Annotated in this window: 22 protein-coding genes; 16 read left to right on the forward strand and 6 right to left on the reverse strand. The window is 52.3% G+C overall.

Translation table 11 applies throughout. From position 1 onward, the window contains the following. The first annotated feature begins 23 nt into the window (after positions 1–23). Positions 24–2,579: a class I adenylate cyclase gene (cyaA, locus tag M977_RS11805; protein WP_064515187.1), complete on the forward strand. Its 2,556-nt coding sequence runs from the start codon at positions 24–26 to the stop codon at positions 2,577–2,579. On the opposite strand, the gene cyaY is transcribed toward cyaA, so the two are convergent. Then, positions 2,576–2,896 (reverse strand): iron donor protein CyaY, encoded by a 321-nt coding sequence (gene cyaY, locus M977_RS11810; protein ID WP_064515189.1) that lies wholly within the window; start codon positions 2,894–2,896, stop codon positions 2,576–2,578. The two genes, cyaA and cyaY, sit on opposite strands and share 4 nt — an antisense overlap. A gap of 125 nt (positions 2,897–3,021) precedes the next feature. On the opposite strand from cyaY, the gene lptM reads away from it, so the two are divergent. The 8 genes from lptM to corA all read left to right on the forward strand — a co-directional run bounded on the left by lptM (position 3,022) and on the right by corA (position 9,947). Further along, entirely contained in the window at positions 3,022–3,228 is a 207-nt protein-coding gene (lptM, locus tag M977_RS11815; protein WP_064515191.1) for an LPS translocon maturation chaperone LptM, read from the forward strand. 38 nt (positions 3,229–3,266) lie between these two features. Further along, entirely contained in the window at positions 3,267–4,091 is an 825-nt protein-coding gene (gene dapF, locus M977_RS11820) for a diaminopimelate epimerase (protein WP_064515193.1), read from the forward strand. Next, positions 4,088–4,792 carry a DUF484 domain-containing protein gene (locus M977_RS11825; RefSeq protein ID WP_064515194.1) on the forward strand — a complete coding sequence of 235 codons (705 nt, stop codon included), beginning with the start codon at positions 4,088–4,090 and terminating at the stop codon, positions 4,790–4,792. The genes dapF and M977_RS11825 overlap by 4 nt, the downstream gene beginning before the upstream one ends. Beyond that, positions 4,789–5,694 (forward strand): tyrosine recombinase XerC, encoded by a 906-nt coding sequence (xerC, locus tag M977_RS11830; RefSeq protein ID WP_064515196.1) that lies wholly within the window; start codon positions 4,789–4,791, stop codon positions 5,692–5,694. Before M977_RS11825 ends, xerC begins: the two co-directional genes overlap by 4 nt. After that, entirely contained in the window at positions 5,694–6,410 is a 717-nt protein-coding gene (gene yigB, locus M977_RS11835) for a 5-amino-6-(5-phospho-D-ribitylamino)uracil phosphatase YigB (RefSeq protein ID WP_064515198.1), read from the forward strand. Before xerC ends, yigB begins: the two co-directional genes overlap by 1 nt. 55 nt (positions 6,411–6,465) lie before the next feature. After that, the gene (gene uvrD / locus M977_RS11840) at positions 6,466–8,628 is read left to right on the forward strand and encodes a DNA helicase II (RefSeq protein ID WP_064515200.1); all 2,163 of its coding nucleotides are present in this window, start codon (positions 6,466–6,468) and stop codon (positions 8,626–8,628) included. Between the two features lie 148 nt (positions 8,629–8,776). Further along, positions 8,777–8,833 carry a YsgD/CorL family protein gene (ysgD, locus tag M977_RS26125; protein ID WP_367597360.1) on the forward strand — a complete coding sequence of 19 codons (57 nt, stop codon included), beginning with the start codon at positions 8,777–8,779 and terminating at the stop codon, positions 8,831–8,833. Positions 8,834–8,996: 163 nt separating this feature from the next. After that, complete coding sequence (gene corA, locus M977_RS11845; RefSeq protein ID WP_034461684.1) at positions 8,997–9,947, forward strand: magnesium/cobalt transporter CorA; 951 nt, start codon at positions 8,997–8,999, stop codon at positions 9,945–9,947. A gap of 35 nt (positions 9,948–9,982) precedes the next feature. On the opposite strand, the gene rarD is transcribed toward corA, so the two are convergent. Both rarD and M977_RS11855 read right to left on the reverse strand, forming a co-directional pair. Then, the gene (rarD, locus tag M977_RS11850; protein WP_064515202.1) at positions 9,983–10,897 is read right to left on the reverse strand and encodes an EamA family transporter RarD; all 915 of its coding nucleotides are present in this window, start codon (positions 10,895–10,897) and stop codon (positions 9,983–9,985) included. A gap of 51 nt (positions 10,898–10,948) precedes the next feature. Beyond that, positions 10,949–11,419 carry a thioesterase family protein gene (locus M977_RS11855; RefSeq protein ID WP_064515204.1) on the reverse strand — a complete coding sequence of 157 codons (471 nt, stop codon included), beginning with the start codon at positions 11,417–11,419 and terminating at the stop codon, positions 10,949–10,951. Positions 11,420–11,716: 297 nt separating this feature from the next. Here M977_RS11855 and pldA point away from each other — a divergent pair, with 297 nt between their 5' ends. The 3 genes from pldA to rhtC all read left to right on the forward strand — a co-directional run bounded on the left by pldA (position 11,717) and on the right by rhtC (position 15,131). Then, on the forward strand, positions 11,717–12,586 hold the full coding sequence (gene pldA, locus M977_RS11860) for a phospholipase A (RefSeq protein WP_064515206.1): 870 nt from the start codon (positions 11,717–11,719) through the stop codon (positions 12,584–12,586). A 30-nt stretch (positions 12,587–12,616) separates the two neighbouring features. Continuing rightward, positions 12,617–14,443 carry an ATP-dependent DNA helicase RecQ gene (gene recQ / locus M977_RS11865; RefSeq protein ID WP_064515209.1) on the forward strand — a complete coding sequence of 609 codons (1,827 nt, stop codon included), beginning with the start codon at positions 12,617–12,619 and terminating at the stop codon, positions 14,441–14,443. 64 nt (positions 14,444–14,507) lie between these two features. Beyond that, positions 14,508–15,131 (forward strand): threonine export protein RhtC, encoded by a 624-nt coding sequence (rhtC, locus tag M977_RS11870; RefSeq protein WP_064515211.1) that lies wholly within the window; start codon positions 14,508–14,510, stop codon positions 15,129–15,131. 135 nt (positions 15,132–15,266) lie between these two features. Here rhtC and rhtB read toward each other — a convergent pair whose 3' ends face one another. Further along, positions 15,267–15,884, reverse strand: a complete 618-nt coding sequence (gene rhtB, locus M977_RS11875; protein ID WP_064515213.1) for a homoserine/homoserine lactone efflux protein — start codon at positions 15,882–15,884, stop codon at positions 15,267–15,269. A 79-nt stretch (positions 15,885–15,963) separates the two neighbouring features. Between rhtB and pldB the strand changes: the two genes are divergently transcribed. The 3 genes from pldB (at position 15,964) to M977_RS11890 (ending at position 18,806) form a co-directional block, all read left to right on the forward strand. After that, entirely contained in the window at positions 15,964–16,956 is a 993-nt protein-coding gene (pldB, locus tag M977_RS11880; RefSeq protein ID WP_064515215.1) for a lysophospholipase L2, read from the forward strand. Positions 16,957–16,987: 31 nt separating this feature from the next. Beyond that, complete coding sequence (gene yigL, locus M977_RS11885) at positions 16,988–17,794, forward strand: sugar/pyridoxal phosphate phosphatase YigL (protein ID WP_064515217.1); 807 nt, start codon at positions 16,988–16,990, stop codon at positions 17,792–17,794. 112 nt (positions 17,795–17,906) lie between these two features. Continuing rightward, positions 17,907–18,806, forward strand: a complete 900-nt coding sequence (locus M977_RS11890; protein ID WP_064515219.1) for a carboxylate/amino acid/amine transporter — start codon at positions 17,907–17,909, stop codon at positions 18,804–18,806. Here M977_RS11890 and metR read toward each other — a convergent pair. After that, positions 18,694–19,647: an HTH-type transcriptional regulator MetR gene (gene metR, locus M977_RS11895; protein WP_064515221.1), complete on the reverse strand. Its 954-nt coding sequence runs from the start codon at positions 19,645–19,647 to the stop codon at positions 18,694–18,696. The genes M977_RS11890 and metR overlap by 113 nt on opposite strands. A 121-nt stretch (positions 19,648–19,768) precedes the next feature. Between metR and metE the strand changes: the two genes are divergently transcribed. Continuing rightward, positions 19,769–22,030, forward strand: a complete 2,262-nt coding sequence (gene metE / locus M977_RS11900; RefSeq protein WP_064515224.1) for a 5-methyltetrahydropteroyltriglutamate--homocysteine S-methyltransferase — start codon at positions 19,769–19,771, stop codon at positions 22,028–22,030. A gap of 43 nt (positions 22,031–22,073) precedes the next feature. On the opposite strand, the gene M977_RS11905 is transcribed toward metE, so the two are convergent. Continuing rightward, positions 22,074–22,898: a dienelactone hydrolase family protein gene (locus M977_RS11905; RefSeq protein WP_064515226.1), complete on the reverse strand. Its 825-nt coding sequence runs from the start codon at positions 22,896–22,898 to the stop codon at positions 22,074–22,076. Positions 22,899–23,105 lie beyond the last annotated feature (207 nt).

A 23,105-nucleotide genomic window follows, 5' to 3' on the forward strand; every position in this document is an offset into this window, starting at 1 on the left:
CTGAAACCATCAGGCGATATGTCTTGTACCTCTATATTGAGACTCTTAAACAGAGACTGGATGCCATCAACCAACTGCGTGTAGATCGCGCACTTGCGGCAATGGGCCCTGCTTTTCAACAGGTCTACAGTCTTCTGCCAACATTGTTACATTATCATCACCCGCTGATGCCAGGTTACCTTGAGGGTAACGTCCCACATGGCATTTGCATCTACACGCCTGATGAAACCCAACGCCACTATCTCAACGAACTCGAATTGATGCGCGGCATGCCGCCGCAGACAACAGAATCCGGTGAATTGCCTATCACGGGCCTCTATACCATGGGCAGCACATCGTCCGTTGGGCAGAGTTGTTCATCCGACCTGGATATTTGGGTTTGTCACCAGTCATGGCTCGATAATGACGAGCGCCAGTTGCTGCAACGTAAATGCAGTGTGCTGGAAAGCTGGGCCGCCTCTTTAGGTGTTGAAGTCAGCTTCTTCCTGATTGACGAAAACCGCTTCCGTCACAACGAAAGTGGCAGTCTGGGCGGCGAAGACTGTGGTTCAACACAACACATCTTGTTGCTCGACGAATTCTACCGCACCGCAGTGCGCCTGGCCGGTAAACGTATTCTGTGGAGTATGGTTCCGGGCGACGAAGAAGATCATTACGACGATTACGTAATGAGCCTCTACTCGCAGGGTGTGCTCACGCCAAACGAATGGTTGGATCTCGGTGGTTTAAGCACCTTATCGGCAGAAGAGTATTTTGGCGCAAGCCTGTGGCAACTCTATAAGAGTATTGATTCGCCTTATAAGGCGGTGCTCAAAACGCTGCTGTTGGAAGCCTATTCTTGGGAATATCCGAATACTCGCTTGCTAGCAAAAGACATTAAGCAGCGCCTGCATGATGGCGAGATAGTCTCCTTTGGGCTTGATCCGTACTGCATGATGCTGGAGCGTGTGACTCACTACCTCACGCAGATCGAAGACACTGCGCGTCTGGATTTAGTACGCCGCTGCTTCTATCTGAAAGTGTGCGAAAAACTTTCTCGTGAGCGTGCCTGTGTAGGCTGGCGTCGTGAAGTCTTAAGCCAACTGGTCAAAGACTGGGGTTGGGACGAGCCACGTCTGGCGATGCTTGATAACCGCGCTAACTGGAAAATCGACCAGGTTCGCGATGCGCACAACGAACTGCTTGATGCGATGATGCAAAGCTATCGCAACCTGATTCGCTTCGCCCGCCGTAACAACTTGAGCGTCAGTGCAAGCCCGCAAGATATCGGTGTGTTGACCCGTAAATTGTATGCCGCATTTGAAGCGCTGCCGGGCAAAGTCACGCTGGTTAATCCGCAGATTTCCCCTGATTTATCAGAACCCAATCTGACCTTCATTCATGTGCCGCCGGGCCGTGCCAACCGTTCAGGCTGGTATCTCTACAACCGTGCGCCAAACATGGAATCTATTGTCAGCCATCAACCGCTGGAATATAACCGTTATCTTAATAAGCTGGTGGCATGGGCCTACTTCAACGGCCTGCTGACCTCGCGCACCCGCCTGTTTATTAAGGGCAACGGGATTTGTGATTTGCCAAAATTGCAGGAGATGGTGGCTGACGTTTCGCACCACTTCCCGCTGCGTTTGCCTGCGCCAACCGCGAAAGCGTTGTATAGCCCATGTGAAATTCGCCATCTGGCTATCATCGTTAACCTTGAATATGACCCGACTGCTGCATTCCGCAATCAGGTCGTTCATTTCGATTTCCGTAAGCTGGATGTATTCAGTTTCGGGCAGCAACAGCAGTGTCTGGTGGGAAGCGTTGATCTGCTTTATCGCAACTCCTGGAATGAAGTGCGTACCCTGCATTTCAACGGCGAACAATCGATGATTGAGGCGCTGAAAACCATTCTGGGCAAAATGCACCAGGATGCTGCACCGCCTGATAGCGTTGAAGTGTTCTGTTACAGCCAGCATCTGCGTGGTCTTATCCGTACACGCGTTCAGCAACTGGTTTCTGAATGTATCGACTTCCGCTTGTCGAGCACGCGCCAGGAACCTGGTCGCTTTAAAGCGCTGCGTATTTCTGGTCAGACGTGGGGGCTGTTCTTCGAACGCCTGAGCGTTTCAGTGCAAAAACTGGAAAATGCGGTCGAGTTCTACGGGGCGATTTCGCATAACAAACTGCATGGTTTGTCGGTGCAGGTTGAAACTAGCCAGCAGGTTCAGTTGCCGCCGGTGGTAGATGGTTTTGCCAGTGAAGGGATCATTCAGTTCTTCTTTGAAGAAGCGAGTGAAGACCACGGTTTCAATATCTATATTCTTGATGAGACCAACCGCGCAGAGGTGTACCACCACTGTGAAGGCAGCAAAGAAGATTTAGTGCGTGATGTCAGCCGTTTCTACTCGTCGTCGCACGACCGTTTCACCTACGGCTCAAGCTTCATTAACTTCAACTTGCCGCAGTTCTACCAAATTGTGAAAGTGGATGGGCGCTCACAGGTAATTCCGTTCCGCACCCAGACTATTACAGCAGCGACGCCGACTAATCATGATGATAGCAATGCGCCGCTACTTCAGCAGTACAGCAACAGCTAGCTAAAGCTAACCGGTTCACCAGCTTGCTGTGTGCAAGCTTCTTCCAGTAATGCCCAGAACTCTGCGCCGCTGCGGTCGCAAACCCACTTGTCGTCTTTCAGGTTAAAATGGTAACCGCCACTTTTGGTGGCCAGCCATACCTGATGGAGAGGCTCCTGGCGATTGATAATAATCTTGCTGCGGTTCTCAAAACTAAGGGTCAGTACACCACCATTAATTTCGCAGTCAATATCGCTATCACCATCCCAGTCATCCAGGCGTTCTTCGATTGTTGACCACAGGCCGTCAGCTAAGCGATGAAATTCACTGTCGTTCATGTCTTTTTCCTAATTGTTCGTCTTAAGAGCAGTATACCAATAGTCGTGGATAGAAAAGAGTATTGCTTTTCGGGGATCACCTGCGATGATAGAAGGCAGAATATTGGATTACAGGCATCTCAATAATGAAGAAAATTTTCTGCCCATTAGCTCTCATGCTGGCACTTTTTAGCCTTTCTGGTTGCGGCCTTAAAGGGCCTCTGTATTTCCCTCCTGCTGACGGTAAAACCAAGCCTACATCTCAGGTCACTCCTAAGCCACAGCCGCAATCAACCACGCCTGATCGTAATAATCGTGGTACTGATAACGCACCGACTCAGGTTGTCTACTAGCAAATTATTAATAAGTAGCCGCGTATATGGAGCAGAAGATGCAGTTTTCGAAGATGCATGGCCTTGGCAATGACTTTATGGTCGTCGACGCGGTGACTCAAAACGTTTATTTCTCACCTGAACTTATCCGCCGCCTGGCCGACAGGCATCTGGGTGTGGGTTTTGATCAATTGCTGGTGGTTGAACCACCATACGATCCTGACCTCGACTTCCATTACCGTATTTTCAATGCTGATGGCAGCGAAGTTTCACAATGTGGCAACGGCGCACGCTGTTTTGCCCGCTTTGTGCGCCTGAAGGGACTGACCAACAAACGTGATATCCGCGTCAGCACAGCCAATGGCCGCATGGTGCTCAGCGTAACGGAAGATGAGCTGGTGCGCGTGAATATGGGTGAGCCGAATTTCGAGCCATCTGCCGTGCCGTTCCGCGCAAACAAAGCGGAAAAGACCTATATTATGCGTGCCGCTGAACAAACCATTATGTGTGGCGTCGTGTCGATGGGTAACCCGCATTGCGTGATTCAGGTTGATGATGTGACTACGGCCGCTGTGGAAACGCTGGGTCCAGTCATGGAAAACCATGAGCGTTTCCCTGAGCGCGCGAATATCGGCTTTATGCAGGTCATGACCAAAGAACACATCCGTCTGCGCGTTTTTGAGCGTGGGGCCGGAGAAACTCAAGCTTGTGGCAGTGGCGCTTGTGGCGCAGTTGCCGTAGGCATCTTGCAGGGAATACTGGCGGAGCAGGTTCGCGTTGAGCTACCGGGTGGCCGCCTTGATATCGCCTGGAAAGGGCCGGGAACGCCGTTGTTTATGACCGGCCCGGCGGCCCATGTCTATGATGGATTTATACATCTATGAAGAACGCCGAGGAACAGCAAGAAGCCGTACTTGAACTGGATGACCGTATGGTGGCGGAGTATCTGCTACGCCACCCCGATTTCTTTATTAGAAATGCCCAGCATGTAGAACAGATGCAGGTGCCACACCCGGTGCGCGGTACGGTGTCATTGGTTGAATGGCATATGGCGCGTAGCCGTAACCACATCAATTTTCTTGAAGAAAACATGTCTCTGCTGATGGAGCAGGCGAGTGCCAACGAAGGGCTGTTCTATCGATTATTGAAGCTGCAAGGCCGCCTGGCTTCAGCCACCAGTTTGCAGGAAATGCTAAACCGCCTGCATCGTTGGGCGCGTGAAATGGGCCTTGCTGGCGCGAATGTGCGTCTTTTTGCCGATCGCTGGCGTATTGGCGCACCTTCAGATTTTACCCATCTGGCATTGAATCGACAGGCTTTCGAGCCGTTGCGCATTCAACGTCTGGGTGACAGGCAACATTATTTGGGGCCGCTCAACGGGCCTGAATTGCTTGTCGTTTTACCGCAAGCTAAAGCGATTGGTTCAGTAGCCGTTTCTTTGATGGGAAGTGATGCCGATTTAGGTGTGCTGGTATTCAGTAGCCGCGACCCGCAACATTACCAGGAAGGGCAAGGCACGCAATTACTGCACGAGCTGGCGCTGATGCTGCCCGATCTTCTGGAGCGTTGGGTCGAACGCGTATGACGACCTCCCCGCTGCAATCTTCGGTAGATGGCTTCCTGCGCTACCTGAAAGTTGAGCGCCAGTTAAGCCCGCTGACGTTACTCAATTATGGCCGTCAGTTGAGCGCAATAATCGACCTGGCGGGCGAGATGAAAATGGCGACCTGGCAGCAGTGTGACGCTGCATCAGTTCGTTCAATCACGGTTCGCAGCCGCAAGGCGGGTCTTGGGCCATCAAGCCTGGCATTACGTCTTTCCGCGCTCCGTAGTTTCTTCGACTGGTGTGTCAGCCAGGGCGAGCTCAAAGCGAATCCCGCAAAAGGTATCACCACCCCAAAAGCTGGTCGCCACCTGCCGAAAAATATCGATGTTGATGACGTTAATCGCCTGTTGGATATCGATATCAATGATCCACTCGCCGTGCGTGATCGCGCGATGCTGGAAGTGATGTATGGTGCGGGGCTGCGTCTTTCCGAACTGGTTAATATGGATTGTCGCCACATCGACCTGACGACCGGTGAAGTCTGGGTTATAGGTAAAGGTAGCAAAGAACGCCGCGTGCCGGTGGGGAAATCTGCAGTCCTCTGGGTTGAGCATTGGCTGGACTTGCGCGAGCTTTTTGGCCCGGACGACGACGCCCTGTTTCTCTCAAAACAGGGGAAGCGTATCTCGACGCGTAACGTTCAAAAGCGTTTTAGCGAGTGGGGGATAAAACAGGGGCTAAACAGCCATGTGCACCCTCATAAACTGCGCCATTCATTTGCCACGCATATGCTGGAGTCCAGCGGGGATTTGCGCGGTGTGCAGGAATTACTCGGCCACGCCAACCTTTCGACGACGCAAATCTATACCCATCTCGACTTCCAACACTTAGCCTCAGTGTATGATGCTGCGCATCCACGCGCTAAACGAGGGAAATCGTAATGCATTTTTATCGCCCATTAGGGACTATTGCCGCGCTCACTTTCGATCTTGACGACACCCTGTACGACAACCGCGAAGTGATTACGCGCACCGAACGCGAATCAATGAGTTTTGTGCAGAATTACCATCCGAAACTCAACCACCTGCAACGCCCCGATTTTTTGCGCATTCGCCATGCGTTGCGCCTCGCAGAACCCGATATTTACCACGATGTCACCGAATGGCGTCGTCGTGCCGTTGAACAAGCCATGTTAGATGTGGGCTTGTCAGTGCAAGAAGCTGCCGCTGGCACGGAGGCTTCGATGGCAAATTTTGCCCACTGGCGCAGCCAAATCGACGTGCCGCAAGAAACGCACGACACATTAGCGAAACTCGCCGAAAAATGGCCGCTGGTGGCGATTACTAACGGCAACGCCGAGCCACATCTTTTCGGCCTCGATCAGTACTTTAAATTTGTGCTGCGTGCCGGTCCTCATGGGCGTTCCAAGCCATTCAACGACATGTATCTGCTGGCTGCCGAAAAGCTGGATGTGCCACTCAGCCAGATTCTGCATGTAGGCGATGATCTGACCACTGACGTTGCCGGAGCTATTCGCAGCGGAATGCAGGCGTGCTGGATAAACCTGCGTGATGGTGACCTGATGCAAATTGATGACAGCCGTTTATTACCCCATCTGGAAATTTCGCAGTTGGCATCCCTCACCGCGCTGATATAATCGTCAGAACTCTGTATAAAATTCCAGTATATTTATCTCCTCAACGGCGGTGCCAATGGACGTTTCTTACCTGCTCGACAGCCTCAACGATAAACAGCGCGAAGCCGTCGCGGCCACGCGTAGCAATATGCTGGTGCTGGCTGGTGCAGGAAGCGGTAAGACGCGTGTATTGGTGCATCGTATTGCGTGGTTGATTAGCGTAGAAAACTGCTCGCCGTACTCCATTATGGCAGTGACGTTTACCAACAAAGCAGCGGCTGAAATGCGCCACCGTATCAGTCAGTTGATGGGAACCAGCCAGGGTGGGATGTGGGTAGGTACTTTCCATGGTCTCGCGCACCGCTTGCTGCGTGCACATCACATGGACGCCAACCTGCCACAGGATTTCCAGATACTGGACAGCGAAGATCAGCTGCGCTTGTTAAAACGTCTGATTAAAGCCATGAATCTCGACGATAAACAGTGGCCTGCTCGCCAGGCAATGTGGTTTATCAACGGCAAGAAAGATGAAGGTTTACGCCCGCATCACATTGAAAGCTATGGCAACCCGGTCGAGCAAACCTGGCAGAAAGTGTATCAGGCGTATCAGGAAGCCTGCGATCGCGCCGGGCTGCTGGATTTTGCCGAATTGCTGCTGCGAGCCCATGAGTTGTGGCTGAACAAACCGCACATCCTTAATCACTATCGTGAACGCTTTACCAACATTCTGGTGGACGAATTCCAGGATACCAACAGCATCCAGTACGCGTGGATTCGTATGCTGGCGGGCGATACCGGTAAAGTGATGATTGTTGGTGATGATGACCAGTCAATCTACGGCTGGCGCGGTGCGCAAGTTGAGAACATCCAACGCTTCCTGACTGATTTCCCAGGCGCACAAACCATTCGTCTTGAACAAAACTACCGTTCGACCAACAACATTCTGAATGCCGCCAACGCCCTGATTGCCAACAACTCCGGCCGTTTGGGTAAAGAGTTATGGACCGACGGCAGCGATGGTGAACCTATTTCACTGTATTGCGCCTTTAACGAATTAGACGAAGCGCGTTTCGTGGTAAACCGCATCAAAACCTGGCAGGAAAATGGCGGTGCGCTTGAGCAATGCGCGATTCTCTATCGCAGCAACGCCCAATCACGCGTGCTGGAAGAGGCCTTATTGCAGGTTGGTATGCCATACCGCATTTACGGCGGCATGCGCTTCTTCGAACGCCAGGAAATCAAAGATGCGCTCTCGTATCTGCGCCTGATTGCTAACCGTAATGACGACGCGGCATTTGAGCGCGTGGTTAACACACCAACGCGGGGTATCGGCGATCGCACATTAGATGTGGTGCGCCAGACATCGCGTGACCAGCAACTGACAATGTGGCAAGCCTGCCGCTTGTTGCTTCAGGAGAAAGCGTTAGCAGGCCGTGCCGCTTCTGCGCTGCAACGCTTTATGGAACTTATCGACGCGCTGGCACATGAAACCATCGACATGCCGCTGCACGTACAAACTGACCGGGTTATCAAAGATTCAGGTCTGATGATGATGTACGAGCAGGAAAAGGGCGAGAAGGGCCAGACGCGTATTGAAAACTTAGAAGAACTGGTCACGGCAACGCGCCAGTTCAGCTATCAGGATGAAGACGAAGACCTAATGCCGCTGCAGGCATTCTTGTCTCATGCAGCACTTGAAGCCGGTGAAGGGCAGGCCGATACCTGGCAAGATGCGGTGCAATTGATGACGCTGCACTCGGCGAAAGGTCTGGAGTTCCCGCAGGTGTTTATCGTCGGCATGGAAGAGGGCATGTTCCCAAGCCAGATGTCGCTCGATGAAGGTGGCCGCCTGGAAGAAGAACGCCGCCTGGCATACGTTGGCGTAACACGTGCGATGCAAAAACTGACGCTAACTTACGCTGAAACCCGCCGTCTGTATGGCAAAGAGGTTTACCACCGTCCATCGCGCTTTATTGGCGAACTGCCTGAGAACTGTGTGGAAGAGGTTCGTCTGCGCGCCAGCATCAGTCGTCCGGTCAGCCACCAACGCATGGGCACGCCAATTTCTGAGAATGATTCAGGCTTTAAACTCGGGCAGCGAGTGCGCCATGAAAAATTTGGCGAAGGTACGGTCGTTAATCTTGAAGGAAGTGGTGAACATAGCCGGGTTCAGGTGGCATTTCCGGGGCAGGGAATTAAGTGGCTAGTTGCGGCTTACGCACGCCTGGAATCGGTGTAAGTTAGCGAAACAACTCATCGTTTTTCACGCTTTTGCTACCTTATAAATACCACCCTGGTTTATTACTCCATGGTTTCCCGTTGCGTGTTGACGCCATATTTGTGGTGGCGTAACATGCGCGCACGATTACGCTAAGAGGACACTCGCCTTGGACACACCCAGTAAATACTGGCTCAATAACCTGTCATCCAGGTACAACTTCTAAGGCTATCCTCGAATGCTGATAGCCTTAGTGGTTGTCGGCGACCTCATATCTCGTATATCCCGTCGCAATGAGTCAGACTTTTTAATGGTCTGAAACCTAGTTAGTTTCTGTCTGTGTGCCAACCGAACTGTCCCTGATATTTTTTGCATTGGGAGTACCGGTCATGCTGAGCGCATTTCAACTGGAAAACAATCGTCTGTCCCGTCTTGAATTAGATGAGACCGATAACCTGAGCAATTCTGTTTGGGTTGATTTGGTCGAGCCTGAAGAGAGCGAGCGTCAGCGCGTGCAAACGGAACTTGGTCAAAGCCTGGCAACCCGCCCGGAACTGGAAGACATCGAAGCATCCGCGCGTTTCTTTGAAGACGAAGACGGTTTGCACATCCACTCATTCTTCTTTTACGAAGATGCTGACGATCACGCAGGCAACAGCACCGTGGCATTTACCATACGTGAAGGCCGCCTGTTTACGCTGCGTGAGCGTGAATTACCTGCATTTCGCCTTTATCGCATGCGTGCCCGCAGCCAGAACATGGTGGACGGCAATGCGTACGAATTACTGCTCGACTTGTTCGAAACCAAAATCGAACAGCTGGCAGACGAAATCGAAAACATCTATAGCGATCTCGAAAAACTCAGCCGTGTCATTATGGAAGGGCATCAGGGCGATGAATATGACGCCGCACTTTCAACGCTTGCTGAGCTGGAAGATATCGGCTGGAAAGTCCGTTTGTGTTTGATGGATACCCAGCGCGCCCTGAATTTCCTGGTGCGTAAAGCGCGCTTGCCGAGCGGTCAGCTTGAGCAGGCACGTGAAATCCTGCGCGATATCGAATCCCTGTTGCCGCACAACGAATCGTTGTTCCAGAAGGTCAACTTCCTGATGCAAGCGGCGATGGGCTTTATCAACATCGAGCAGAACCGCATCATCAAGATCTTCTCGGTGGTATCGGTGGTGTTCCTGCCGCCAACACTTGTGGCATCGAGCTACGGGATGAACTTTGAGTTTATGCCCGAGTTGAAACTGAGCTTCGGTTACCCGGCGGCGATTATCGTGATGATCCTCGCGGGTCTGGCTCCGTATCTCTACTTCAAGCGCAAGAACTGGTTGTAAGATGAAAATGAGAAGGGAGCCGATTGGCTCCCTTTTTACTTCTGCGCGACCGCGCGCGCCGCTATCCGTGAGTTTCGCTGCGTATAAACCGCATCAAGAATAAACAACGCTAGTGCTGCCCAGATAAAGCCAAACGTCAGCAACTTATCTTTACCGATCACTTCACCGTAGAACGTCACTGCTAGCAGGAACATCAACGTCGGGCCAATGTACTGGAAGAAACCCAGTGTCGAGAGGCGTAAGCGCGTTGCTGCTGCGGTGAAGCACAGCAATGGAATCGTTGTTACCACGCCCGCCGCAATCAGCAGTAAATTCAGCGACATCGAGTTTTGCCCCATATGACTGGTTGAACTGTCCGCGATGCCAAACAAATAGATAGCCGCAATTGGCAATAGCCACAGCGTTTCAACCAGCATGCCGGTTTGTGCATCAACGGCGATTTTCTTACGCACCAGTCCGTAAAACGCGAAGCTAAATGCAAGGCCAAGAGCGATGATTGGCAGCGAACCGAATGTCCAAAGCTGAACCAGAACACCACAAGCGGCGAGGACCACGGCTACCCACTGCATTCTGCGAAAGCGCTCACCGAGGAAAATCATCCCCAAAAGCACGTTAACCAGAGGGTTGATGAAATAACCCAGGCTTGCCTCCAGCATGTGATTATTATTCACCGCCCAGATGAAGAGCAGCCAGTTACCGCCGATGAGCACTGCGGAGAGCGCCATGGCGAATACCTTTTTGCGGTTTTGACAGGATTTCTTCACCTGGGGCCACTGGCGACTGAGGCTAATTAACACCAACATAAAGAAGAACGACCAAATCACGCGGTGCGTCAGGATTTCATCAGCCGGAACATAGTGGATTAATTTGAAGTAAGCAGGCGCGATGCCCCACATAAAGTACGCCGCCAGTGCTAGTAATACGCCCTGACGGGTTTGTTTCGCATCCATGAAAAGAACTCGTTGATGAATAGTGTCCTAATTGTATCAGCAATAATTACATCACCCCACCATGTAGGTGGCGGTCGCACTGGCGATATGCAATTGATCTTCGTTGTGTAATTCCACGCGTGCTACAGCCACTTTGCGGCCTGCACGCAGAAGAGTGCTGCTGGCAGTGAAACGTTGGCCACGCCCTGGGCGCAGGTAATCGACGCGTAAATCGATAGTTCCCATTTTCGAGAGACGTTGGCGTAGTTCTTCTTCGCTAATACTATCGTGGCGGGTGAGCGTACTGCCCACACAAACCAGGCCTGCCGCCACATCCAGCGATGAGGCGATGACACCGCCATGCAAAATACTCTGCGCCCAGTTCCCTACCATCATCGGCTGGTTATTAAAACAAAGCTCGGCGTAATCTTTCTCGTAACGGATAAGCTCCAGCCCAAGCGCACGGTTAAATGGCATGTGGTAGACAAAAATTTCACCGACCAGTTGTAAAGCGGCTTCCGGGGTCAAAAATGGGGTAGACATGGATCGTTCCTCGATCAATACAAAATCACATACCCTTCGCCCTTCAAGATGCAGGGTTTTTGGCTGCTCTCATTCACCCGAATCACTTACTTGAGTAAGCTCATCGGGATTCATTCGATTGCCGCCTACCTGAATCTTGAAGTAGCTTGGGCATAATGTTAATTAATTGTGTATTTTATGCTTCGCAATCGTTGATTGCTACTTTAAGAACTGTAGACCGAGCGTCCAGATTAAGAACTATGTAGAATGTGTCCCTGATAATAATTTGAAACCTTTTCTTTCAGGAGAACACCATTGATGCGCAAGTATCTAGGATGGCTGATGGCGGCATGCCTGCTTCCTTCTATGGCTAACGCAGCTGAAGCGACCATAAAGCAAGTGCATGATAAACCGGCTGTGCGTGGCAGCATCATTGCGAATATGCTTCTGGAACATGACAATCCGTTCACACTTTACCCGTATGAAACTAACTATCTGATCTATACGGTGACTGATGATCTGAATAAAGAGGCGATTCGCAGTTATAACTGGTCTGATAATGCCCGCAAAGACGAAGTAAAATTCCAGCTTAGCCTCGCGTTCCCTATCTGGCGCGGTATTCTGGGGCCTAACTCAGTGTTAGGTGGCTCATATACCCAAAAGTCCTGGTGGCAGTTGTCGAACAGTGGAGAGTCTTCTCCTTTTCGTGAAACCAACTATGAATCGCAGCTTTTCCTCGGTTTTGCAACGGATGAAACCTTTGCTGGCTGGACATTACGCGACGTTGAGATGGGTTATAACCACGATTCCAATGGTCGTTCAGACCCAACGTCTCGCAGCTGGAACCGTTTATACACGCGTCTGATGGCTGAGCACGGTAACTGGATGGTTGAAGTGAAGCCGTGGTATGTAATTGGCAGCACCGAGGATAACCCGGATATCACCAAATACCTGGGCTACTACCAGTTGCGCGTTGGCTACCAGTTTGGCGATGCGATTCTGAGTATGAAAGGGCAGTACAACTGGAATACCGGCTACGGCGGCGGCGAATTAGGCTTTAGTTATCCGGTCACTAAGCACGTGCGCCTTTATACCCAGCTTTACAGCGGTTACGGTGAGTCATTAATTGATTACAACTTTAACCAGACACGCTTCGGTGTCGGCGTTATGCTTAACGATCTGTTCTAAGAAATTGGCGGTTTTTGTGGTGGGGAAAGCGTGACACAGGCGGAAGTAATTAATCAGGCAGTGCTGGCCAGACAGGTTTTGCAAGATACCTTTGGCTATCAACAGTTCCGCCCAGGTCAGGAAACCATCATCGAAACGGTGCTGGAGGGGCGCGATTGCCTGGTTGTCATGCCGACAGGCGGTGGCAAATCACTGTGCTATCAAATCCCGGCGCTGGTGTTTGGCGGGCTGACTGTCGTGGTTTCCCCGCTGATTTCCCTGATGAAAGACCAGGTCGATCAGTTGCTGGCAAACGGCGTTGCCGCCGCGAGCCTTAACTCCACCCAAAATCGCGAACAGCAACAAGAAGTGATGGCGGGCTGCCGTACCGGGCAGATTCGCCTGTTATACATCGCGCCGGAACGGTTGATGATGGACAACTTCATCGACCAAATCAGCCAGTGGCATTTGTCGATGATCGCGGTTGACGAGGCGCACTGTATTTCACAGTGGGGCCACGATTTTCGCCCGGAATATGCCGCATTAGGCCAACTTCGCCAACGTCTGCCGACGGTGCCATTCATTGCCTTAACTGCTACGGCTGATGACACCACGCGTGCGGACATTGTTCGTCTGCTTGGTTTGCACGACCCGCTGATTCAAATCAGCAGTTTTGACCGCCCGAATATCCGCTACATGCTGATGGAGAAGTTTAAACCTCTCGATCAGCTGATGCGCTATGTGCAAGAACAGCGTGGGAAATCCGGCATTATTTACTGTGGCAGCCGCGCCAAAGTAGAAGACACAGCTGCGCGTCTGCAAAGTAAAGGTATCAGCGCCGGGGCTTATCACGCCGGGCTTGAACATCAGGTGCGTGCGGAAGTGCAGGAAAAATTCCAACGTGATGACTTGCAAATTGTTGTCGCGACCGTAGCATTCGGTATGGGCATCAATAAACCCAACGTGCGTTTTGTCGCGCACTTCGACATCCCGCGCAATATCGAATCCTATTACCAGGAAACTGGCCGTGCCGGGCGTGACGGCCTACCTGCGGAAGCAATGCTATTTTACGATCCGGCCGATATGGCGTGGTTGCGTAAATGCCTCGAAGAAAAACCGGTCGGGCAATTACAGGATATTGAGCGCCATAAACTCAACGCAATGGGCGCGTTTGCCGAAGCGCAGACCTGTCGCCGCCTGGTGTTGCTGAATTACTTCGGTGAAGGTCGCCAGCAATCTTGTGGCAACTGCGATGTTTGTCTCGATCCACCGCGCCGCTACGACGGGCTGGTGGATGCGCAAAAAGCGCTGTCCTGTATTTATCGCGTCAACCAACGCTTTGGTATGGGCTATGTCGTGGAAGTGCTGCGCGGTGCCAATAACCAGCGTATCCGCGAATTACAGCACGACAAATTACCGGTTTATGGCATTGGCCGCGACCAGACCCACGAGCATTGGGTCAGCGTTATCCGCCAGTTGATTCACCTCGGTGTGGTGACGCAAAACATCGCCCAACATTCCGCATTGCAGCTCACCGCCGCGGCTCGCCCGTATTTACGTGGCGAAGAACCCTTAATGCTCGCCGTGCCGCGTATTGTGGCAATCAAATCGAAATCCAGCCCGAAAGTGTTTGGCGGAAACTACGATCGCAAGCTGTTCGCCAAATTGCGCAAGCTGCGTAAAGCCATTGCCGACGAAGAGAATATCCCGCCGTATGTGGTGTTTAACGACGCGACGCTTATCGAAATGGCCGAACAAATGCCGATTACGCCGAGTGAAATGCTAGGCGTTAACGGTGTGGGTACGCGTAAACTGGAGCGCTTTGGGCGCGAGTTTATGGCACTTATTCGCAGCCATGTCGATGGCGAAGATGAGTAGTAGCCAGTCTTTGCTGCAACTCGTATAGTTATTCCCCAACTAATAATCTAGCGAGTTAATTCCTATGTTGATGCTATTTATGACCGTGGCGGTTCTGCATATTGTCGCTCTGGTTACGCCTGGTCCGGATTTCTTTTTTGTCTCGCAGACAGCCGTTAGCCGTTCCCGAAAAGAAGCCATGATGGGCGTGCTGGGTATTACCGGCGGCGTGATGGTCTGGTCTGGCGTGGCGCTGCTCGGCCTTAACCTGATCCTCGAAAAAATGGCGTGGCTACACAGCATTATTATGGTCGGCGGTGGCTTGTATCTGTGCTGGATGGGTTATCAGATGCTGCGCAGCGCATTGAAAAAAGAAACGGTTAAGCCGACTGAAGAGGTCAGTGTTGAGCTGGCTCGCAGTGGACGCAGCTTCCTGAAGGGCCTGTTGACCAATCTCTCGAATCCAAAAGCTATCATTTATTTCGGCAGCGTGTTTTCACTGTTTGTCAGTAATGATGTTGGCAGCGCCGAGCGTTGGGGATTATTCGTCATGATTGCTCTGGAAACCTTCGTCTGGTTTACCGTGGTTGCCAGCCTGTTCGCATTGCCGCAAATGCGCCGGGGTTACCAGCGCCTTGCGAAATGGATTGATGGTGTTGCCGGTGTTTTGTTTGCCGGATTCGGCATCCACCTGATCATCTCCCGATAATCCTTCCTTATAAACCCAAAATAATTCGAGTTGCAGGTAGGCGGCAAGGGAGCAAATCCCCAGGAGCTTACTTGAGTAAGTGACTGGGGTTTGTGAGTGCAGCCAACACCCCTGCAACTTGAAGTATGACGGGTATTACTGGCGTGCTCCCGCAAGGAGTGCGCCAACCAACATAAACAGCGAACCAAATACGCGGTTCAACGCTTTCATCTGCTTTGGTCCTTTAATCCAGCCTGCAATACGTGTTGCAAGCCCCGCATAGCCAATCATCACAATAATATCCACCACTACAGTCGTCACACCGAGCACTAAATACTGCAACGCCTGTGGCTGGTGCGGTGAGATAAACTGCGGGAAAAGTGCAGCAAGAAAGACGATGCTTTTTGGGTTCGTCAGGTTCACAAAAATCGCGCGCTTAAACAGACGGCTGCGTGGTTGGGTGGTTGCCAGAGTATTCAAGTCCAGCGCACCCGCGGCACGCCATTGCTGAATACCAAGCCAGACAAGATAAGCGGCACCCGCCCATTTCAAAATTTCAAAAGCCAGCAATGAGTGTGAGAACAGCGCACCCAGGCCAATCCCAACCAGCACGATATGAATCGCAAGCCCCGTTTGCAGCCCGGCAATCGACGCGGCAGCTCCCCGATAGCCGTGGCTAATGGCGGTGGTCATGGTATTAATTGCCCCGGAACCGGGTGACAGACTCAGAATTATTGTGGTCACGAGATAGGTTAACCACCACTCAACACTCATGTGAAATTCCCTGATCGAACACTTTTATGCCACAATACGCTATTGTTGATGAGCGTGCTACGAATCACAAAAAAGCGATATGACTCAGCATAAAAATGGATGGTCAAACAGGGAAAACGCCTTTGCGGCTTTCACCACCGGTCCTCTGATGGACTTCTGGCGGCAGCGCGAAGAGTGTGAATTTTCAGGCGTCGACGAAGTGCCGGTACGCTATGTACGCTTTCGCGCGCAGGATCACGATAGGGTCATTGCCGTTTGCCCTGGCCGGATCGAAAGTTACGTCAAATATGCCGAACTGGCTTATGACCTTTTCCATTGTGGGTTCGATATTTTAATCATCGACCACCGTGGGCAAGGGCGTTCCGGGCGCATGCTTTCGGACTCACATCGCGGCCATGTGGCGAAATTTAGCGACTATGTCGACGACTTTGACCGCTTTTATCAGCACGAAGTCGCCAACGGCCCCTGGAGAAAACGCTACGCGTTAGCGCATTCCATGGGTGGCGCGATAATTACGCTGTGGCTTGAGAAAAACTCACAATGCTTTGATGCAGTTGCACTGTGTGCGCCGATGTTTGGTATTGCCTTGCGCTGGCCTGACTGGATGGTGCGCCATATTCTTGATTGGGCGGAAGGCCATCAGCGTATTCGTGAGGGTTATGCAATCGGAACAGGCCGCTGGCGTGCATTACCATTTAGCGTTAATGTCCTGACCCATAGTCGTGAACGTTACCGCCGCAACCTGCGTTTTTATGCTGATGAGCCAGCATTGCGGTTGGGTGGGCCAACGAATCACTGGGTAAGAGAAGGGATACTCGCAGGAGAACAGGTTTTAGCAGGAGCCACTGCTATCACCACGCCGATTTTTATCCTGCAGGCAGAAGAGGAGCGCGTCGTAGATAACCGAGCGCATGACCAATTCTGTGAGATTCGCGCCGCGGCGGGCCACCCTTGTGAGGGGGAAACACCTTACGTCATAAACGGTGCGTATCATGAGATCCTGTTCGAAAAGGACGATATGCGGACCGAAGCGCTGAATGCCGTCATCGCCTTTTTTGACAGGCATAATTAATCTGAATTTAACACCAGAGGTTCCAAATCCTATGTACCATGTCGTTGCGTCTGACTTAGATGGCACGTTGCTGTCCCCTGATCACACTCTCTCCCCGTATGCTAAAGAAACGCTGAAATTGCTCACCGCTGAAGGTGTTCATTTCGTCTTTGCAACGGGTCGCCACCATATCGACGTGGGGCAAATCCGCGATAACCTCGAAATCAAAGCCTACATGATCACCTCAAACGGTGCGCGTGTGCATGATACTGACGGTAACCTGGTGTTCAGCCACGATCTTGACCATGACATCGCTCAGGATCTGTTTGGTGTGGTGCATACCAATCAAGATATCGTGACCAACGTCTACCGTGGCGACCAGTGGTTTATGAACCGTCACCGCCCGGAAGAGATGAAATATTTCAAAGAAGCGGTGTTCAATTACACCCTGTTTGAACCAGGCTTGCTGGAAGCCGATGGCGTCAGCAAAGTGTTCTTCACCTGTGATTCACATGAAAAACTCCTGCCGCTTGAGCAAGCGTTGCTCGCTCGCTGGGGCGACCGCGTGAATGTGAGTTTCTCCACGCTGACTTGCCTGGAAGTGATGGCGGGCGGCGTATCGAAAGGTCACGCGCTGGAAGCGGTATCCAAAGCGATGGGCTACGGCCTGAAAGACTGCATTTCCTTTGGTGACGGCATGAATGACGCGGAAATGCTTAGCATGGCGGGTAAAGGCTGCATCATGGGCAACGCTCACCAGCGCCTGAAAGACTTACTGCCAGAGCTTGAAGTCATCGGCACCAACGGTGATAACGCGGTTCCGCATTACCTGCGCAAAATGTTCCTCGGCAAAGACTGATTCGTGATAAACGAGTGGTGAACTAATCACCACTCGTCAACCAAATAGTTCAACTTCTGCACATTCCCTTCGCTACAATGAAGCATTAATCTCCCGTAGTAGAGACTTCATCGTGCCGTTACTGATCATCACCACTATTCTGTGGGCCTTCTCTTTTAGCCTGATTGGCGAATACCTTGCCGGGCATGTCGACAGCTACTTTTCAGTGCTGATGCGCGTCGGGCTGGCGGCGATAGTGTTCCTGCCTTTCCTGCGCTTTAAAGGCTACAGCGCGAAAACATTGCTGCTGTATATGCTGGTGGGCGCACTGCAACTCGGCGTGATGTACCTGTTTAGCTTCCAGGCGTATCTCTACCTCACCGTTTCAGAATTCCTGCTGTTTACGGTAATGACGCCGCTTTACGTTACGCTGATTTATGACTTGATCAGCGGCAACAAGCTACGTTGGGGCTACGCATTGAGTGCCGGGCTTGCCGTGGTTGGTGCGGCGATTATTCGCTACGACAAAGTGAGCGATCACTTCTGGATTGGTCTGATGCTGGTTCAGGCGGCAAACATCTGCTTCGCCATCGGTATGGTGGGCTACAAACGGTTGATGGAAACGCGTCCGATGCCGCAACGTTGCGCATTTTCGTGGTTCTACCTCGGGGCGGCAGTCGTGGCTGTAACAGCCTGGTTTGCGTTGGGGAATCCGCACAAACTGCCGACTACTCATCTGCAATGGGGCATTCTGGTGTGGCTTGGTGTGGTGGCTTCCGGGCTGGGCTACTTTATGTGGAACTATGGCGCCACGCAGGTGGATGCGGGCACGCTTGGTATCATGAACAACGTGCATGTTCCGGCGGGGCTGCTGGTTAACCTTGCCATCTGGCAAGAACAGCCTCACTGGCCGAGTTTTATTATTGGTGGGTCGGTGATAATGGCTTCGCTATGGGTACATCGCCATTGGGTCGCTCCGCGTTCTTCACAAACGGCAGATGCTCGCAAGCGTGTGAACGCGTCGAGCGAATAAACGCTTCCGTTACCGGTTGGCGCTGCTCGCCATCGCGCACGGCGGCGTACAACCGGCTCCACAGTCCTTCGCCCAGGGTTTTGGTTACGACCAGACCCTGGCGCTCAACATTTTCCACTACCCAATGTGGCAGCGCAGCAATCCCCATGCGGGCTGACACCATCTGAATCAGCAGCAGCGTGTTATCGACACTTTTCAGCGATGGGCTGACGCCTGCGGGTTGCAGGAAATGGCGCCAGATATCGAGTCGTTGGCGCTGCACCGGGTAAATCAACAACGTTTCGCTGCTCAAATCTTCCGGTTCAATACGCGTTTTGCTTGCCAGCGGGTGATCCGTTGCCAGCACCAGGCGCACTTCATAATCAAACATTGGCGAATAATGCAGACCGCTGCGCGGCAGGATGTCGGACGTTAATACGATATCCAGCTCACTCTGTTGCAGTGCAGGCTGCGGGTCGAACGTCACGCCAGATTTGAAATCCAGATCCACCTGCGGCCAGGTTTTGTGGAAGTTTTCCAGCGCGGGCGTCAGCCACTGAATACAGCTATGGCATTCGATGGCGATGCGAAGCTGGGTCTGGTGCGGTTCGTTGCAAGCCTGCAGCGCACGGCTAATCTGCGGCAACACTTGTTCAGCCAGTTGCAACAGCACCTCGCCCTGAGGCGTAAACCGCAGTGGCTGACTTTTACGGACAAACAGGCGGAAACCCAGGCGCTGCTCCAGATCGCTGAATTGATGGGAGAGGGCCGATTGGGTTTGATGCAACGCGGCAGCCGCAGCGGCTAAAGAGCCGCAATTTCGTAACGCCTGTAGCGTCCGCAGATGTTTAATCTCGATCATGAAAGTCCTTCAATTCGGCATGAGCAAATTGCGCTTGAGGAATATACAGTACCTGTTGATTATAGATGTGTAAACATCTGGACGGCTAAATGAGTCGAATAATGAATATTGAGGAAAGAACATGACGATAAAAAATCACACCCTCGGCTTCCCTCGTGTCGGCCTGCGTCGCGAACTGAAAAAAGCACAAGAAAGTTACTGGGCGGGCAGCTCCACCCAGGAAGAATTACTGGCGGTAGGCCGCGAACTGCGTGCCCGCCACTGGGACCAACAAAAAGAAGCTGGCGTGGAACTGCTGCCAGTGGGCGATTTCGCCTGGTACGATCACGTTCTGACCACCAGCTTGCTGCTTGGCAACGTGCCGGCTCGTCATCAGAACGCGGACGGTAGCGTCGATATAGATACCTTGTTCCGTTTAGGCCGTGGCCGCGCGCCAACGGGTACGCCTGCTGCTGCCGCTGAAATGACCAAATGGTTCAACACTAACTACCACTACATGGTGCCGGAGTTCACTAAAGGCCAGCAGTTCAAACTGACCTGGACACAGCTGTTGGATGAAGTAGATGAAGCACTGGCGCTTGGCCACAACGTGAAACCTGTACTGCTTGGGCCAGTGACTTACCTGTGGCTTGGCAAAGTGAAAGGCGAGCCGTTTGACCGCCTGAGCCTGCTGCAAGATATTCTACCGGTTTACCAGCAGGTGCTGGCGGAACTGGCAAAGCGTGGCATCGAGTGGGTGCAGATCGACGAGCCTGCTCTGGTGCTGGAGTTACCGCAAGAATGGCTCGATGCGTTCAAACCGGCTTACGACGCGCTGGCTGGTAACGTTAAAATGTTGCTGACCACTTATTTTGAAGGCGTGACGCCAAACCTGAACACCATTACGGCGCTGCCGGTTCAGGGTCTGCACGTCGACTTCGTCCATGGTAAAGACGATATCAACGCGCTGCATCAGCAACTGCCCGCCAACTGGCTGTTATCGGCCGGTGTGATTAATGGTCGTAACGTCTGGCGTGCTGATCTGAGCGAAAAATATCAACAATTGCAGGCGATCGTCGGTAAACGTGATCTGTGGGTCGCTTCTTCCTGTTCTCTGCTGCACAGCCCAATCGACCTAAGCGTTGAAACACGTCTTGATGCTGAAGTGAAGAGTTGGTTTGCCTTCGCGCTGCAAAAATGTGCCGAACTGTCTTTGCTGACCGAAGCCCTGAACAGCGGCAATACTGAAAAACTGGTTGAATGGAGTGCGCCAATTCAGGCTCGCCGCCATTCACAGCGTGTCCATAATGCGGCCGTTGGCAAACGTCTGGCGACCATTACGGCGCAAGACAGCCAACGCCAGAGTGACTACGCCGATCGTGCCGTGGCACAGCGCCAGCGCTTCAATCTCCCGGCCTGGCCGACGACGACTATCGGTTCATTCCCGCAAACGACGGAAATTCGTGGCCTGCGCCTGGAGTTTAAAAAAGGTAACCTGGATGCGAATAACTATCGCACCGGTATCGCCGAACATATCAAACAAGCCGTTGCTGAACAGGAACGTCTGGGGCTGGATGTACTGGTGCATGGGGAAGCCGAACGTAACGACATGGTGGAATACTTCGGTGAGCACCTCGACGGTTTCGTGTTTACTCAGAACGGCTGGGTGCAGAGTTACGGTTCTCGCTGCGTGAAGCCACCGGTTGTCATCGGTGATATCAGCCGCCCGGAAGCCATTACTGTGGAGTGGGCATCGTTCGCGCAATCCCTGACTGACAAACCGGTAAAAGGCATGCTGACTGGCCCGGTGACAATTCTGTGCTGGTCATTCCCGCGCGAAGATGTGAGCCGTGAAACCATCGCCAAACAAATTGCCCTTGCGCTGCGTGACGAAGTGGCGGATCTCGAAGCGGCAGGTATCGGCATCATCCAGATTGACGAACCCGCACTGCGCGAAGGTTTACCGCTGCGCCGTTCCGACTGGCAGGCGTATCTGGAGTGGGGCGTGGAAGCCTTCCGCCTGAATGCCGCCGTGGTGCGTGATGACACACAAATCCACACGCACATGTGTTACTGCGAATTCAACGACATCATGGACTCCATTGCCGCGCTGGATGCAGACGTGATCACCATCGAAACCTCGCGTTCCGATATGGACTTGCTGGAGTCATTTAAAGAGTTCGAATACCCGAATGAAATTGGGCCGGGCGTATATGACATTCACTCACCGAACGTACCGAGCGTGGAATGGATTGAAGCATTGCTGAAGAAAGCGGCGGAAAGCGTTCCGGCAGAGCGCTTGTGGGTCAACCCGGACTGCGGCCTGAAAACCCGTGGCTGGCCGGAGACTCGCCTGGCACTGGCGAATATGGTGAAGGCTGCGCAGAATTTGCGTAAAGCTTAATAAAGTAAGAAGTGGGGGAATCTTTCCCCCTTAATTAACTGCATTACTTCTTCGCACTAAAGCGTGCAAACCACGCCAGCATCCGCACCCAGCCATCTTTGGCTGAATCTGCATGATAGCTCGGGCGGTAGTCCGCATTAAAAGCATGTCCTGCTTCCGGGTAAACGATGATTTCTGCGTTGGCATTAGCGGCACGCAACGCATGGCGCATTGTTTCCACAGTATCCTGTGGAATTCCCGTGTCCTGCCCGCCATAAAGCCCAAGCACTGGCGCATTCAAATTGACTGCGATGTCGACTGGGTGATGCGGGGAGTTTAATGTCTTTTCGCCCACTAATTTTCCATACCAGGCCACAGCCGCTTTCAACTGCGGATTGTGTGCGGCATACAGCCACGTTATACGGCCACCCCAACAAAACCCTGTCATCATCAAACGATGTGCATCACCACCGTTTCTTGCCGCCCAATTAGCGACGTGATCAAGATCCGCGAGCACCTGTGCATCGGGCACTTTTGAAACCAGCTCGCTGAAAAGGGTAGGGATATCGGAATAATCATTGGGATCACCCTGGCGGAAATAGAGCTCTGGCGCGATTGCCAGATACCCTTCCAGCGCCAGGCGGCGACAAACATCACGAATGTGTTCATGCACACCGAAAATTTCCTGCACCACGATTACAATCGGCAGCGGGCCTTCCGCCCCTTTTGGTCTGGCATGGAACGCCGGCATGTTTTCGCCCTGCGTAGGAATTGAGGTTTCCCCTGCATGAATAGCATCATCTGGGGTATGCAATACGGTTGAAGCAAGAGGGGAGGCCGCTGGCGCAAAATGCCCGCCCGGTGATTTACCTATATGTTCTTCTTTCATTGGCATTCTCCTTACCAGAATTAGCGCAGTGCGATAACTATAGCTTTTTCCCGTTATTCTTCGAGTTGCTGGTGGATTGTTTAGTCGCCTTCTTCTCAATATCAGAACTATGTGCGCCACCCCTTTAAGTGTGATTTTCATCACTATTGCAGTTGAAAATAATGTAACTTGTTTGATTCAAAGTGAAATGCGTCACGAAATTCTTTG

It is taken from the genome of Buttiauxella gaviniae ATCC 51604 (genome assembly GCF_001654835.1).
GTDB lineage: Bacteria > Pseudomonadota > Gammaproteobacteria > Enterobacterales > Enterobacteriaceae > Buttiauxella > Buttiauxella gaviniae.